General features: G+C 66.3%; 12 protein-coding genes and 1 tRNA gene. 9 read left to right on the plus strand and 4 right to left on the minus strand.

Translation table 11 applies throughout. The annotated features are described in order from the left end of the window. Positions 1–2 precede the first annotated feature (2 nt). Both speB and CXR42_RS10585 read right to left on the minus strand, forming a co-directional pair. Positions 3–947 carry an agmatinase gene (speB, locus tag CXR42_RS10580; protein WP_103257504.1) on the minus strand — a complete coding sequence of 315 codons (945 nt, stop codon included), beginning with the start codon at positions 945–947 and terminating at the stop codon, positions 3–5. After that, positions 944–1,561, minus strand: a complete 618-nt coding sequence (locus CXR42_RS10585; RefSeq protein ID WP_103257505.1) for an enoyl-CoA hydratase/isomerase family protein — start codon at positions 1,559–1,561, stop codon at positions 944–946. Before CXR42_RS10585 ends, speB begins: the two co-directional genes overlap by 4 nt. A gap of 103 nt (positions 1,562–1,664) precedes the next feature. Here CXR42_RS10585 and CXR42_RS10590 point away from each other — a divergent pair, with 103 nt between their 5' ends. The 3 genes from CXR42_RS10590 (at position 1,665) to CXR42_RS10600 (ending at position 5,363) form a co-directional block, all read left to right on the plus strand. Continuing rightward, a complete protein-coding gene (locus CXR42_RS10590; protein WP_103257506.1) occupies positions 1,665–3,170 on the plus strand; it encodes a DUF2125 domain-containing protein in 1,506 nt (501 codons plus the stop codon). 77 nt (positions 3,171–3,247) lie between these two features. After that, positions 3,248–4,591 carry a TldD/PmbA family protein gene (locus CXR42_RS10595; protein ID WP_103257507.1) on the plus strand — a complete coding sequence of 448 codons (1,344 nt, stop codon included), beginning with the start codon at positions 3,248–3,250 and terminating at the stop codon, positions 4,589–4,591. Beyond that, positions 4,578–5,363 carry a 3'(2'),5'-bisphosphate nucleotidase CysQ gene (locus CXR42_RS10600; protein WP_103257508.1) on the plus strand — a complete coding sequence of 262 codons (786 nt, stop codon included), beginning with the start codon at positions 4,578–4,580 and terminating at the stop codon, positions 5,361–5,363. Before CXR42_RS10595 ends, CXR42_RS10600 begins: the two co-directional genes overlap by 14 nt. A 24-nt stretch (positions 5,364–5,387) precedes the next feature. Here CXR42_RS10600 and CXR42_RS10605 read toward each other — a convergent pair whose 3' ends face one another. Together CXR42_RS10605 and CXR42_RS10610 are read right to left on the minus strand one after the other, a co-directional pair. Beyond that, positions 5,388–7,850: a DEAD/DEAH box helicase gene (locus CXR42_RS10605; RefSeq protein ID WP_103257509.1), complete on the minus strand. Its 2,463-nt coding sequence runs from the start codon at positions 7,848–7,850 to the stop codon at positions 5,388–5,390. Positions 7,851–8,043: 193 nt separating this feature from the next. Then, positions 8,044–8,128: transfer RNA gene (locus CXR42_RS10610), tRNA-Leu, on the minus strand. Between the two features lie 153 nt (positions 8,129–8,281). Here CXR42_RS10610 and CXR42_RS10615 point away from each other — a divergent pair. The 6 genes from CXR42_RS10615 to CXR42_RS10640 all read left to right on the plus strand — a co-directional run bounded on the left by CXR42_RS10615 (position 8,282) and on the right by CXR42_RS10640 (position 13,788). Further along, positions 8,282–9,268 carry a complex I NDUFA9 subunit family protein gene (locus tag CXR42_RS10615; RefSeq protein ID WP_103257510.1) on the plus strand — a complete coding sequence of 329 codons (987 nt, stop codon included), beginning with the start codon at positions 8,282–8,284 and terminating at the stop codon, positions 9,266–9,268. Then, on the plus strand, positions 9,268–10,149 hold the full coding sequence (locus tag CXR42_RS10620) for a c-type cytochrome domain-containing protein (RefSeq protein WP_103257511.1): 882 nt from the start codon (positions 9,268–9,270) through the stop codon (positions 10,147–10,149). Before CXR42_RS10615 ends, CXR42_RS10620 begins: the two co-directional genes overlap by 1 nt. A gap of 3 nt (positions 10,150–10,152) precedes the next feature. Next, complete coding sequence (locus CXR42_RS10625; protein WP_103257512.1) at positions 10,153–10,956, plus strand: undecaprenyl-diphosphate phosphatase; 804 nt, start codon at positions 10,153–10,155, stop codon at positions 10,954–10,956. A 161-nt stretch (positions 10,957–11,117) separates the two neighbouring features. Then, positions 11,118–12,554 carry an NAD(P)-dependent oxidoreductase gene (locus CXR42_RS10630; protein WP_103257513.1) on the plus strand — a complete coding sequence of 479 codons (1,437 nt, stop codon included), beginning with the start codon at positions 11,118–11,120 and terminating at the stop codon, positions 12,552–12,554. A 105-nt stretch (positions 12,555–12,659) separates the two neighbouring features. Further along, positions 12,660–13,355, plus strand: coding sequence for a hypothetical protein (locus tag CXR42_RS10635; protein ID WP_103257514.1), 696 nt, complete (start codon positions 12,660–12,662; stop codon positions 13,353–13,355). After that, a complete protein-coding gene (locus CXR42_RS10640) occupies positions 13,345–13,788 on the plus strand; it encodes a GFA family protein (protein ID WP_245875415.1) in 444 nt (147 codons plus the stop codon). Before CXR42_RS10635 ends, CXR42_RS10640 begins: the two co-directional genes overlap by 11 nt. Positions 13,789–13,794: the final 6 nt, after the last annotated feature.

Genomic DNA, 13,794 nt, shown 5'->3' on the forward strand with positions numbered 1-13,794 from the left:
ACTTACCTCCGGTTATGGGCGATGCGCCCGATGGTGTTCAGCAGGATCTGCGCGGCCAGGATCGTGGTGGTGCCGGAGTGGTCGTAGTCGGGGGCAACTTCGACAAGGTCGATGCCGATGATGTTGCCCTGCTTGGTCAGGCCGTCGATCAGCTCCAGCACCTCGTAATACAGGAACCCGCCGTGCGAGGGGGTGCCGGTGCCCGGCGCGATGGAGGGGTCGAAGCCGTCGATGTCGAGGGTCAGGTAGTAGTCCACGCCTTTGGGGATGCGGGCCAACGTCGCCTCGTTCCCCAGCTTGCGGATCTGGCGGACCGACAGGATGTCGTCGCCCATGGCGCGGGCGGCCTCATACCCGTCCTTGGCGGTGGAGCTGACATTGCGGATGCCAAGCGCGGTGATGCCCTTGACGTGGTCCTGTTCGGCGGCGCGGCGCATCGGGTTGCCGTGGCCGTGGCGGACGCCATGGCGCACGTCGACGAAATCGAGGTGGGCGTCAATCTGGACAATGTGGAGCGGGCGGCCCTCGAAGGCACGGATGCAGGGGATGTTGATGGAGTGGTCGCCGCCAAGGACGACGGGGATCGCCCCGGCGGCAAGTATGGCGCGGACGCCTTTCTCGATGTTGGCGTGGGAAGTTTCGGTATCGGTGTGGACTATGTCGGCATCGCCGATATCCAGGATGCGAACGCCGTCCAGGTAGGTCACGTCATCTTCGTGGTCATAGGCCCCGGCGTGGCCGAAGGAGAAGAGGGTCGAGGCTTCGCGGATGCCCCGTGGCCCAAAGCGGGCCCCGGCGCGGAACTGGGTGCCAAAGTCGAAAGGCGCGCCAAGCACGGCGAAGTCGGCATCGATCTTGGACCAGTCCGGCTGGTACGGGTTCTTGCCGAAGGTCGAGATCCCGACGAAGGGCAGGTTCAGTCGGCCGCTGTCATAGCTGTTGGTCATGGCGCTTCCCCTGTGGTCATGCGTTTCAGGGCGGCAACATGGCCCGGATCGGCGGCAAGCGCCTGTTCGGCCAGCGACATTGCGGTGTCGGTCAATGCCTCGTTGGGACAGATGCGGTCAATCAGTCCCCAGGCCAGCGCGGTTTCCGCGTCAATCCGCTGACCCGCAAGCAGGATCAGCTTTGCGCGGGACGGTCCGACAAGTGCGGCCAGTCGCGCCGGGTCCGAGGGTTGCGGGCGATAGCCCAACCGCATCACCGGATAGAAGAACTGCGCTGCCGGTACGGCCACCCGCAGGTCGCAGGCCAGCGCCACCCCCATCGCCCCACCCGCCAAGGTGCCGTTCAGGGCGGCAATCGTCAGGCCGGGATAGGCCGCGACCGCCCCCGACGCAGCCTCCCAAGCGGGCGACAGGCCAAGACCGGACTTCATCTCCTCAAGGTCGGCCCCGGCGGAAAAGACCTTGCCCTCGCCAGTCAGGATCAGGACCGGGGTCCGCGCTGCCGCGACCGCCTGGGCAATCCCGATCAGCATCGCCTCGGTCAGCGCATTGGCCTTTGCCGGGCGGTCCAGCCGAATAATCGTGCAACCGCCGATTTCCGCCACATTGATCATCGCACCCCCGGAGAACCTGACCTGCCCGCATCCCGGTTTCCCTTGACGCCTTTGCAGGTGATAGAAAGGATGTGACATCAACTTCAACCGGAAAGACTTTGCCATGACGCGGACCTTGGCTTGCAGTTCGGCCCTTGCCCTTGTCTTTAGTGCTTCTGCCACTTGGGCAGTTACCCCAGAAGAGGTCTGGGACAGCTGGCAGGCCCTTGTCACCTCGGCCGGGCAAGAGCTGGTTGTGGGCGGCACCGCCCGCAACGGCGACACGCTGGAGGTGATGGGGCTGGTCGTGACCCACACCGACGATCTGGGCGGCAGTGCCTCGGTCAGCATCGACCAGCTTGCCTTCAAGGACAATGGCGACGGGACGGTCGCAGTCACCATGTCCGACAGCTATCCGATGGCGCTGGCCTTCCCCGAGGGCGAGGACGGCCCCTCCTCGATCAAGCTGACCGTCAGCCAGCCCGGTCTGGTGATCACGGCAGGCGGTAGCGCGACCGAAACCAGCTATGACTTCATTGCCCCCACGACCACGGTGACCCTGGACGAGATCACCGGCGAGGACGGCCAGGTCCTGGACACCCAGGCCGAAATGACGCTGAGCGATCTGGCGGCCAAGTACCTGGTGGTCCGGCAGGGCGAAGAAACGCAGCTCGACACCAGTTTTACAGCAGCCAGCATGGCGCTGAACGTGGCGGGCGAGGACTCCGAAGGGGCTGGAAGCGGCACGCTGACGCTGTCCATCGCTGACCTGTCTGGCGCGACCAAGGGCAATTTCCTGGGCGCCGAGATCATGGCCAACATGGCCACCGCGCTGAACAGTGGCTTTGTCACCGACAGCAGCTTCACCTTTGGCGCAATGTCCGTTGCACTGGACGCGACCGATCCCGCAGGTCCGGTCAAGGCCAGCGCCACGGCAACCGGCGGCGGGTTCAACCTGGCTTTGGACAAGACCAAGGTCGACTATGGCACCAGCCTGACCGGCCTTGCGATGACCGTCTCGGGTCCCGAGATTCCCTTCCCCGAGGTAAGCGTCGGCCTGTCCGAACTTGGCTTCGGCATGATGATGCCGGCCTCGAAATCTGAAGAGCCGCAGGATTTTTCGTTCTCGACCCGCATGATCGACTTCACCGTGTCCGAGGATATCTGGGGACTTATCGACCCCGGCACCTTGCTGTCGCGGGATCCCGCCAGCTTTGTCTTTGATATCAAGGGCACTGGTCTGTGGTACCAGGACATCATGGACCCCGCCGTCGATCTGGACCAGATCGAGACCCCGGGCGAGGTTCGCTCGCTCGACATCTCGGAAATCCTGGTGAAGGCTGCGGGGGCAGCAGTCTCGGCGACCGGCGGGCTGACCTTCGACAACAGCAACCTTGACACCTTTGGTGGGGTGCCCGAACCGTCCGGCAAGATCGATGTCACAATCCAGGGCGTGAACAAGCTGATCGACAACCTGATCGCGCTGGGTTTGCTGCCGGCCGAAGAGGCCATGGGCTTCCGCATGATGCTGGGCTTGTTCACCCGTCCCGGCGCTGCGCCGGACGAGGTGACCTCGGCGATCGAGTTCCGGGATGGCGGCATCTTCGCCAACGGGCAGCAGCTGCAGTGACGGCGCTGGCGCGGCCCAAGGGTTGCACCCGGGGCCGCGCCGGACTACCTCAGCCCGACACAATGCGGGACTGACCCATGACCCCCCATCTTTCCGACCTGACCTCGGCGCTTCTGGATGCCGCCCGCAAGGCGGGGGCCGAGGCCGCCGATGCACTGGCGGTATCCGGGACGGCGGTTTCTATCGAAATCCGCAAGGGCGCGCTGGAACAGGCCGAACGCTCGGAACAGGTCGAGATCGGGCTGCGCGTGCTGATGGGGCGGCGGCAGGCCTGCGTCTCTGCCTCGGACACGTCGACGGCGACGATCACCGCGCTTGCGGAACGGGCCGTAGCCATGGCCCGCGAGGCGCCCGAAGATCCGACGGCCGGGTTGGCCGAACCCGATCAAATCGCCCATGGCTGGGACGTTGCGGCGCTGGACCTGGCTGATCCTGCCGAGGAACCGGGTGCGGCACAATTGGACAGCGCCGCCCGCGCGGTCGAGGCGGCGGCACTGGAGGCGGCCGGGATCACACAGGTCGAAGCCCAAGCCGCCTACAGCCGGCGTCAACTGCATCTGGCGGCCACGAACGGGTTTTCCGGCGGCTATGGCCGGACCTCGACCTCTCTGTCGGCCGTGGCCTTCACCGGGCAGGGCACCGAGATGCAGCGCGACTATGCGGGCGAGGGGCGGGTCTATGCCTCGGACATGCCGTCGGCCGTGGACATCGGTCGCCTTGTCGCCGAGCGTGCCTTGCACCGGGTCGGGTCGGTCAAGCCACGGACCGGAACCTTCCCCGTGGTGTATGACGAACGCGTTGCGGCGTCGCTGGTCGGGCACCTTCTGTCGGCGATCAACGGCTCTTCCATCGCGCGTGGCTCCAGCTGGGCGCGCGACCTGCTGGGCAAGCAGGTGCTGCCGGCCGGGATCGCGCTGACCGAGGACCCGCATCGCCCCCGGATTGGCAGTTCGCGTCCCTTCGATGGCGAAGGACTGGCAACCCGCCGCCGCGAGATTGTGGTGGATGGTGTGCTGACCGGCTGGGTGCTGGACCTGGCGACCGGGCGCAAGCTGGGCATGCCGTCGACCGCCAATGCCTTTCGTGGCACCAGCGCGCCGCCCTCGCCCTCCACCTCGAACATCGACCTCACGCAAGGTCCGCGCAGCCGTGACGACCTGATCCGCGACATGGGCACGGGGCTGCTGATCACCTCGATGATCGGGTCGACCATCAACCCGACGACGGGGGACTATTCGCGCGGGGCGGCCGGATTCTGGGTCGAGAATGGCGAACTGGCCTATCCCGTCCACGAATGCACCATTGCGGGCAATCTGAAGGACATGTTGCTGCGGATCGTTCCGGCCAACGACGCCCGGTCGCATCTGTCGACCCGCGTGCCCTCGATCCTGATCGACGGGATGACACTTGCCGGCGCGTGATCTTGCCCTGCTGACCGAAGCCGCGCGCGAGGCGGGGCGCATCGCTTTGCGCTACTGGCGGCGCGAGCCAAAGGTCTGGGACAAGGGCGGTGAGCATGGCCCCGTGTCCGAGGCCGACCTTGCCGTGAACGACATGCTGAAGCAGCGCCTGCTGGATGCGCGCCCCGACTATGGCTGGCTGTCCGAGGAAACGCCTGACGATCCCGCCCGGCTGGCCTGTGACCATGTTTTCATCATCGACCCGATCGACGGCACCCGCGCCTTCATCGCTGGGGAAGAGACCTTTGCCCATTCGCTGGCCGTGGCCCATCGGGGGCAGGTGACTGCCGGAGTGGTGTTCCTGCCCGCGCTGGACCGGATCTATGTCGCCTCTGATTCTTCTGCGCCGCTGCGGGATGGGCAGGCCATCGCTGCCAGCCGCCGCGAAAGGCTGGAGGGGGCCGACATCCTGACGACCAAGGTCAACCTGGCACCCGAGAAATGGCCGGGCGGTGTGCCCGAGGTGCAGCGCCACTTTCGCGCCTCGCTGGCCTATCGGCTGTGCCTGGCGGCCGAGGGGCGGTTCGACGGGATGCTGACCCTGCGTGACGCCTGGGAATGGGACATCGCGGCCGGCAGTCTGATTGCCGCCAAGGCCGGGGCCGTGGTGACGGACCGTGTGGGGGCCGCGCTGCGGTTCAACACGCCCTCGGCGTTGGCAGAAGGCGTTCTGGCCCTGCCCCCTGGCCCCCATGCCGAGGCTTTGGGCCGGTTGCAGGCCCCCCAGATGTAGGGGCCCCGCAGGGCCCCCGTCAGATCATCGCTTCGGCCCTTTCGGCGGGACAAAGCGTTTCGACGTATCGCGCGCATCGGTGCGCGGCTTTTCGGCGCGCGGTTTGTCAAAGGGCTTCTTCCCACCCGGCGCGGCGCTTTTGAACCCGCCGGGCTTTGCGCCCTCGCGCTTCACGAAAGGCCGGGCCTCGTCGCCCTTGGAGGCGTAGGTCTTTTTCGGACGATCGCCATCCTCACGCGGGCGGAAGCCTTCGCCCTTCGGGGCATAGGGCTTGCGGGCCGGCCGCTCGCCGTCCTCGCGCGGTTTGTAACCCTCGGTCCGGGGTTTGTAGCCCTCTGCCCGCGGCTTGTAGCCCTCGGACTTTCCAGCATAGGGCTTGCGCGCCGGCTGCTCGCCGGTGCCTTCCGACCGCTCGCGGGGTTTGTAGCCTTCCGTGCGCGGCTTGAACCCGTCGTCGCGCCGCTTGTATCCGCCCTCGGCCGCGTGGCTTTTGTAGCCTTCGGCGCGGGCCGGACGGTCGGCCGAACCGCCATGGCTTTTGAACCCGGTGGAGCGTGGGGCCGATTTCTGATCGGGCGACCAGCGCGGTTTGCGCGACTGATCGTCGGACCCGCCTTCCGGACGGGGCGTGCGGGCCTCATGGGGCTTGCGGGCCGGGCGGTCGTCCTTCCATTCGGACTTCCGCTCGGGCCGCGCCTCGGATGGGGTGGTGCGGGGGCGGTCGTCGTACTTGGCCTTTGGCTTCGGCGCGTATTCGGCGCGAGGGGCCTCGGCCTCGCCATCCTCGACCACGCGGGGCGGCTTCGGGGTATAGGCAGGTTTTTCGGCGCGTGCCGGGCGTTCGGCGCGCTCGGGCCGGGCCGGACGCTCGAACCGCGGCTTGTCAAAGCGCGGGCGCTCCAGGTCGGGTTCGCCCTCGATCCGTTCCATCATCAGGCCCTTGTCCAGGTCGGTCGGACCGCGGAACCGGTCCGCCACCGCCTCGGCGATCTGGACGAAGGTTTCATCCTCGCGCACGCGGATCGCGCCGATGCTGTCCTTGCCGATGCTGCCCGCGTCGCAAATCTTGGGCAGCAGCCAGCGCGCCTCGGCCCGGCCAGCCCGGCCGACGCCAATGCGGAACCAGACCGACGGCCCGAACTCGCCACGCTCACGCGGGGCGGATGGGGTGGGGATCGGGGCATCGGTGGACAGGACCTCGGGGGCCGAACGGCCCTCACGCCACAGCCGCACGAAGGCGGCCGCCAGCGATTCGGCGCCGAACTGTTCCAGAAGCTCGCCCGCAAGCACGGCCTCGTCGCCAACGGGCGCGGTCAGGGCCGGATGCTCCAGGATGCGAAGGTCGTCCTTGGCCTGCACGTCATCGGCACCCGGAGGTGCGCCCCATTCCGCCGTCACCTTGGCCCCGGCCAGGAGGCGCTGCGCCTTCTTGAACTCGGCGGGGGCGACGATCAGCGCGGACACCCCCTTCTTGCCGGCCCGTCCGGTGCGGCCCGAGCGGTGCAACAGGGTTTCCGAATTGGACGGCAAGTCGGCATGGATCACCAGCTCCAGCCCCGGCAGGTCGATGCCCCGCGCCGCCACGTCGGTGGCGATGCAGACCCGGGCCCGGCCATCGCGCAACGCCTGAAGCGCGTGTGTCCTCTCTTGCTGCGAAAGCTCTCCCGAAAGCGCCACGACCTGAAAGCCGCGGTTGCCCATGCGCGCCAGCAGATGGTTCACGTTTACCCGCGTCTTGCAAAAGACGATGGCCGTGCGCGCATCGTAATAGCGCAGCACGTTGAAGATCGCATGCTCCCGGTCGCGTACCGCCACGCTTAGCGCGTGATACTCGATGTCGACATGCTGCTTGGCCTCACCCTGGGCCTGGATGCGCAGGGCGTCCTTCTGGAACTCACCCGCCAGCTTTTCGATTTCCTTCGGCACGGTGGCCGAGAACATCAGGGTCCGGCGCTCCGGCGGGGCGGCGGCCAGGATGAATTCCAGATCCTCGGCAAAGCCCAGGTCCAGCATCTCGTCCGCTTCATCCAGCACGGCCGCTTTCAGGCCGGACAGGTCAAGACTGCGGCGTTCGATATGGTCGCGCAGACGGCCGGGAGTACCGACGACGATATGCGCCCCCCGCTCCAGCGCGCGCTTTTCGGTGCGGTAGTCCATGCCGCCAACACAGGTGGCAATCTTGGCGCCCGCCCCGGCATACAGCCATTCCAACTCGCGTGCGACCTGAAGGGCAAGTTCGCGCGTGGGCGCGATGACAAGGGCCAGCGGGTGGTCTGCGTAAAGCAGCACGTCCTGGCCGTTCAGGATTTCCGGCGCGATGGCCAGACCGAAGGCCACGGTCTTGCCCGACCCGGTCTGCGCCGAGACCAGCATGTCGCGCCCGGCGACACCTTCCGCCAGGACCGCGTCCTGAACGGATGTCAGCGTCTCATAGCCCTTGTCGGCCAAAGCCTGCGCCAGCGGCGAGGCCACGTTCTCAATCGTCATGGATGTCTTTCCAAAGGGGGGCGAAGCCATGCGCCCATGTAAGCCAAACGGCCCCTGTCCCCCTGGTGTGGGCCTCCTCGCCCACAGTCGCGGAATCTCGACCGTGCGGGGCAACTACCCGAAACAGAACGCGCTGTATAGGCCCGGAAAAACCGAAGGCCGCGCCCCTTGCGGGAGCGCGGCCTTGAGGTAGTGGTGCCCAGAAGAGGACTCGAACCTCCACGCCTTGCAGCGCTGGTACCTGAAACCAGTGCGTCTACCAATTCCGCCATCTGGGCACTGATGGGCGATGTAACGGCCCCGTTTGGGAGAGTCAACGGCCCGCGCAGCAAATTTCTTGCCTTAGGTTTTGCCTTGCCCGGCCCCGGCGCGGGGGGTATTGATCCGGCACGTTTCCGGTGCCTTTTCGGCGCTTTCGCAGGGGTGCGCATATGAGCAAGCTGGTCACCATCTTCGGCGGGTCGGGCTTTGTCGGCCGGTACATCGCGCGCCGCATGGCGAAAGAGGGTTGGCGCGTCCGCGTGGCCGTGCGCCGCCCGAACGAGGCGCTGTTCGTCCGTCCCTACGGCGTCGTCGGCCAGGTCGAGCCGGTGGCCTGCAACATCCGCGACGATGCCAGCGTGCGCGCGGTCATCCGGGGTGCGGATGCGGTGGTGAACTGCGTCGGCATCCTGAACCGCTCGGGCCGCAACACCTTTGACTCGGTGCAAGCCGAGGGCGCCGGCCGGATTGCCCGGATCGCGGCGGCGGAAGGGGTGGCGACCATGGTCCACCTTTCGGCCATCGGGGCGGATGCGCAGTCCGACAGCGACTATGCCCGCAGCAAGGCCGAAGGCGAGGCCGCCGTTCTGGCGGCTTTCCCGCAGGCGGTAATCCTGCGCCCCTCGATCATCTTCGGGACCGAGGACGGCTTCTTCAACCGTTTCGCCGGCATGACGCGAATGGGCCCCATCCTGCCTGTGGTTGGCGCCGACACGCGGTTCCAGCCGGTCCATGTCGATGATGTGGCCGCGGCGGCGGTCAAGGGCGTTCTGGGTCAAGCGGCCCCCGGCGTTTACGAACTTGGCGGGCCCGAGGTGGATACGTTCCGCGGCCTGATGGGGCGGATGCTCAAGGTGATCCAACGCCGTCGGGCGGTGGTGAACGTGCCGTTCTTCGTGGCCAACATCATGGGCTTTGCCTTCGATGCGGTGCAGGCGGTCACCCTGGGCCTGATCGAGAACAAGATGATCACCCGCGACCAGGTGCGGAACCTGCGCCGCGACAACGTGGTCGCGGCGGGTGCCAAGGGCTTTGCCGACCTGGGGATCACGCCCACGGCGATGGAGGCCGTCCTGCCCGAGTATCTGTGGCGCTATCGCCCGTCGGGCCAGTACGCAGCGATCAAGGATTCGGCCAAGAACCTGAAGAAGGTCTGATGCGTGGCCTGGCCCTTGCTCTGGCCTGTCTGGCCGGGCCGGGGGCGGCTCAGGACTTTGACCAGATCGGCGCGCTGTTCGTCGACCGTTGTGTGATGTGCCACTCGGGCGAGGATGCTCCGCTTGGCCTGCGGCTGGACAGCCTGGATGGCGTGCTTGCCGGCAGCGAAAATGGGCCGGTGGTGGCTGCGGGCGACATGGCCAGCCCGCTGTTGCAGCGGCTGCGTGGCGAGGCCGAGCCGCAGATGCCCCTGGACGGCCCGCCCTTCCTGGACCCCGACCAGATCGCCATGGTCGAGGCCTGGGTCACGGCCGGGATGCCCGCTGGTACCGCCGCGACGACCCCGGTGGCCGAACGCCGTCGCCCCGCGCCGGGTGAGCCGGTGTTGTTCAGCGACGTCCAGCCCATCTTCCTGAAGGCCTGCGTCAAGTGCCACTCGGACAACTCCAAGCTTGGTGCCCCGCCCGAGGGGCTGCGTCTGGATACGCTTGAAAACATCCTGACCGGGGGAGAGTGGCTTGCCGTCCTGCCGGGCAACCCCGAGATGTCCGAGGTCTGGCGTCGGGTGGCGGGTCTGGCCGATCCCCGCATGCCGTTCGATGGCCCGCCCTGGCTGCCGGACGAGGATATCCGCCTGATCCGGGACTGGATCGCCCAGGGTGCGCCAAATGCCGAGGGGGTCGCGGCACCGATCCCGGTGGGCGCTTCGGTGCGGCTGCGCGGCATCCTGACCGACGACACCGAGATTGACGGCGCGCGGTTCACGGTCGATGCCAAGACCCGCGTGGACGACCGGCCAGGGGTCGGTGACGAGGCCGAGATGCGCGGCCTAGTGCAGCCCGACGGATCGGTGCGCGCCGATCGGCTGCGTGACAGGTAGGACATGGAAAACCAGACCATCATCGCCGCCCTTCTGGGCTTTCTGGAAGGACTGACCGAATTTCTGCCCGTCTCCTCGACCGGGCACCTGCTGCTGGCCGGGCATTTCCTGGGCTTTGAAAGCAAAGGGAAAACCTTTGAGGTCGTGATCCAGCTGGGCGCGATTCTGGCGCTGACCTCGGTCTACGCGACGCTGGTGCTGCGGCTTTTGCTGCGGGCCCGGCATGAGGATGCGGCGCGGCGGGCGATCCTGTCGGTCCTGCTGGCTTTCCTGCCTGCTGTGGTAGTGGGGGTGCTGGCGCATGATTTCATCAAGACCGTCCTGTTCGAAAGCCCCGAGCTTATTGCCATAATGCTGATCCTGGGCGGCTTTGTGCTGCTGGTGATCGACCGCATCGCGCCCCCGCCCGTCCACCACGACGCGCTGGCGCTGCCGTTCGGCAAATCCCTGGCCATCGGGGTCGTTCAGTGCCTGGCCATGGTGCCGGGGGTCAGCCGCTCTGGCGCGACCATCGTGGGGGCCCTGATGATGGGGGTCGAGAAACGGGCGGCGGCGGAATTCTCGTTTCTTCTGTCCCTTCCGACCATGGGTGCAGCGGTGGCGTATGACTTGTTCAAGACCCGCAACGAACTGGACTTCGGCGCGGTGTGGGAGATTGCGGTGGGCTTCGGTGTGGCCTTCCTGACCGCGATCCTGGTGGTGCGCTGGGTGCTGAACTACATCAGCCGCAACGGCTATGCGCTGTTTGGCTGGTGGCGAATCATCGTGGGGTCAGTAGCTTTGTCTGTACTTTTGTTGGGATCTTGACCAGGTAGGGAAGTCATGCTGACCTATTAGTGGGCAAAAGCGGCAGCAATCCTGTCTCACCCATAAAAAAACCTGCAAATAGGTCAAGCATACTGACTTTTATTATCGTCTGATCCGCTGTACCACATCGCTCCCGAAAGAATCCGTTGGGAGGCGCAGCCGTGGCCACGCAGAAGATGCTGAAATTCGTCACTGTCGGCAAAGAGATGCCTGAAAAACGTGACGCATCCTCGCGCGCCCAGGATTTCAACGAGATTTACCGGGAGTACGCCGACCGCAAGGCCGCCGAACAGGCCAGCCGCTGCTCCCAGTGCGGCGTGCCCTATTGCCAGTCGCATTGCCCCCTGCACAACAACATCCCGGACTGGCTGAAGCTGACCGCCGAGGGCCGTCTGCAAGAGGCCTACGAGATCAGCCAGGCCACCAACACCTTCCCGGAGATCTGCGGCCGCATCTGCCCGCAGGATCGCCTTTGCGAAGGCAACTGCGTGATCGAGCAGTCGGGGCATGGCACGGTGACCATCGGGTCAGTCGAGAAGTACATCACCGACACCGCCTGGGAAGAAGGCTGGGTCAAGCCGATCCGTCCCCATGCGGAACGGGCGGAATCCGTGGGCATCATCGGCGCGGGGCCGGGGGGCCTTGCGGCGGCGGACATGCTGCGGCGGCAGGGCGTGCAGGTCACGATCTATGACCGCTACGACCGCTCGGGCGGGCTGATGACCTATGGCATCCCCGGCTTCAAGCTGGAGAAGGACGTGGTGGAACGCCGCAACGCCCAGCTTGCGGATGGGGGCGTGAACTTTGTCCTGAACTGCAACGTGGGCGAGGACATCACCTTTGACGCGATCCGGGGCCAGCATGATGCGGTGCTGATCGCGACGGGCGTCTACAAGGCGCGGGATATAGAAGCCCCGGGCGTTGGGGCGCGGGGCATCGTGAAGGCGCTGGACTACCTGACGGTGTCGAACCGCAAGGGCTTTGGCGACGACGTGCCCGAATATGAGAGCGGAGAGTTGAACGCAGCCGGCAAGCGCGTCGTGGTGATCGGCGGCGGCGACACGGCGATGGACTGCGTGCGGACGGCGATCCGTCAGGGCGCGTTGTCGGTCAAGTGCCTGTATCGCCGTGACCGGGCGAACATGCCGGGATCGCAGCGCGAAGTGCAGAATGCCGAGGAAGAAGGCGTTGAATTCGTGTGGCTTTCTGCCCCCAAGGGCTTTACCGGCGGGACCGAGGTTGAGGGCGTGATGGTGCAGAAGATGCGCCTTGGTGCGCCCGACGCGACCGGCCGCCAGACGCCCGAGATCATCGAAGGCGCCGACTATGTCGAACCCGCCGATCTGGTGATCCAGGCGCTGGGGTTTGAACCCGAGGATCTGCCGACGCTGTGGGGTGTGCCGGAGTTGAAGGTGACCCGCTGGGGCACGATCAAGGCCGATTTCCGCACGCATGAGACCAGCCTGCCGGGCGTCTATGCGGCCGGAGATATCGTGCGGGGCGCAAGCCTGGTCGTCTGGGCGATCCGCGACGGACGCGAGGCCGCCGAGGCGATCCTTGGGTATCTGGCACAGAGCGGGGCCGTGGCGGCAGAGTAGGCTACGGCCCGTCTACACTGCGTATGCCCTCCATGCAGACGCGCGCAGGGTGCGGCAAAAATTAAACGTCAGGACATGTGACCTGACTTCATTGGTGAAACGGCGATGCGGAAGTTCCTGATCCTTGCCTGCCTGATCGCCCCGGCCGCCCCCGTGCTGGCCGGCACCTGGGAGGCACCCGCCGGCTGCGAAGCGTTCATGACCGTGCAGGCCAAGGCCTGCCGTGTCTCGCATTACTATCGCTGCGCGGCGGACCGCCCCGGCGAGCAATGGCGCGTCGATCTGGATCAGGAAGGGCCGTACTTCTTTTCGAAGATCGATGCCGAGGGGCAGTGGGTCGAAAGTTACGATCCGGTGATGCAACTGCTGGACCCGAACCCCGCCGATCCAGCCAGCCTGTCCGAATTGATCGCGCAAGGGGTGGATACCTGGAGCTTCAGCCTGTCGAAGGAAGACGGCAGCGGCTCGCGCGCCGAGGGCTATGACCGGCTGACGGGGCAAAGCGTCACCATCGACGGAATCACGTTGAGTCAGACCGAGGTCGATTTCTCGGAATACGACCTGGCGGGCAATGTCCTGCGGCGGTCGCGCGGCAATGAATATGTCCACCCCGAATGGCGGCTGTTCTTTGCTGGGCCGGGCGAGACCGATCTGGGCGATGGACAGTGGCTGCCGATCGACGGCTCTCCGGTGCAGTTCGTGTTTCCGGGCGAGGACGGGTTTCTTGCAACCCAGCCGATCTTTGACTGCGACGCGCTGACCGCCTCGGTTCCGGTGGTGAGGGTCAGCCATGAGCCTTGAGCGGGAAGGCGGATGCCTGTGCGGCGCGGTTCGCTTCACGGCGCGGCTGACGGGGACGAATTTTGGCGTTTGCCATTGCCCGATGTGCCGGAAGTGGACCGGCTCTGCCCTGCTGGGCATCACCGTTCCCGAGGGGAACGTGGCGTGGACGGGGGCGGAGCATATTGCGCGCCGCCAATCCTCGGCCTGGGGTGAGCGGGCGTGGTGCGCCGAGTGCGGCTCGGCCATCTGGTTCCGGGTGACGGTGGATGGGCCCTATGCAGGGAACGTGGAGCTGCCGGTGGGCCTGTTCGACGATGCGAACGGGCTGACCATGACGAATGAGATCTATATCGACCACAAGCCCGACAGCTTCGCCTTTGCGGCGACGGATCGGCAAGTTTTGACGCGAGCGCAGTGCGTGGAAAAGTTCCCGCTTCTGGCCAGTGAATAAGGGGCA

The sequence above is a fragment of the Tabrizicola aquatica genome (genome assembly GCF_002900975.1).
Classification (GTDB): domain Bacteria; phylum Pseudomonadota; class Alphaproteobacteria; order Rhodobacterales; family Rhodobacteraceae; genus Tabrizicola; species Tabrizicola aquatica.

Coding starts and splice junctions, on each gene's coding strand:
- speB (WP_103257504.1), bottom strand. CDS start 947: ATGACCAACAGCTATGACAGCGGCCGACTGAACCTGCCCTTCGTCGGG.
- CXR42_RS10585 (WP_103257505.1), bottom strand. CDS start 1,561: ATGATCAATGTGGCGGAAATCGGCGGTTGCACGATTATTCGGCTGGAC.
- CXR42_RS10590 (WP_103257506.1), top strand. CDS start 1,665: ATGACGCGGACCTTGGCTTGCAGTTCGGCCCTTGCCCTTGTCTTTAGT.
- CXR42_RS10595 (WP_103257507.1), top strand. CDS start 3,248: ATGACCCCCCATCTTTCCGACCTGACCTCGGCGCTTCTGGATGCCGCC.
- CXR42_RS10605 (WP_103257509.1), bottom strand. CDS start 7,850: ATGACGATTGAGAACGTGGCCTCGCCGCTGGCGCAGGCTTTGGCCGAC.
- CXR42_RS10615 (WP_103257510.1), top strand. CDS start 8,282: ATGAGCAAGCTGGTCACCATCTTCGGCGGGTCGGGCTTTGTCGGCCGG.
- CXR42_RS10620 (WP_103257511.1), top strand. CDS start 9,268: ATGCGTGGCCTGGCCCTTGCTCTGGCCTGTCTGGCCGGGCCGGGGGCG.
- CXR42_RS10625 (WP_103257512.1), top strand. CDS start 10,153: ATGGAAAACCAGACCATCATCGCCGCCCTTCTGGGCTTTCTGGAAGGA.
- CXR42_RS10635 (WP_103257514.1), top strand. CDS start 12,660: ATGCGGAAGTTCCTGATCCTTGCCTGCCTGATCGCCCCGGCCGCCCCC.
- CXR42_RS10640 (WP_245875415.1), top strand. CDS start 13,345: ATGAGCCTTGAGCGGGAAGGCGGATGCCTGTGCGGCGCGGTTCGCTTC.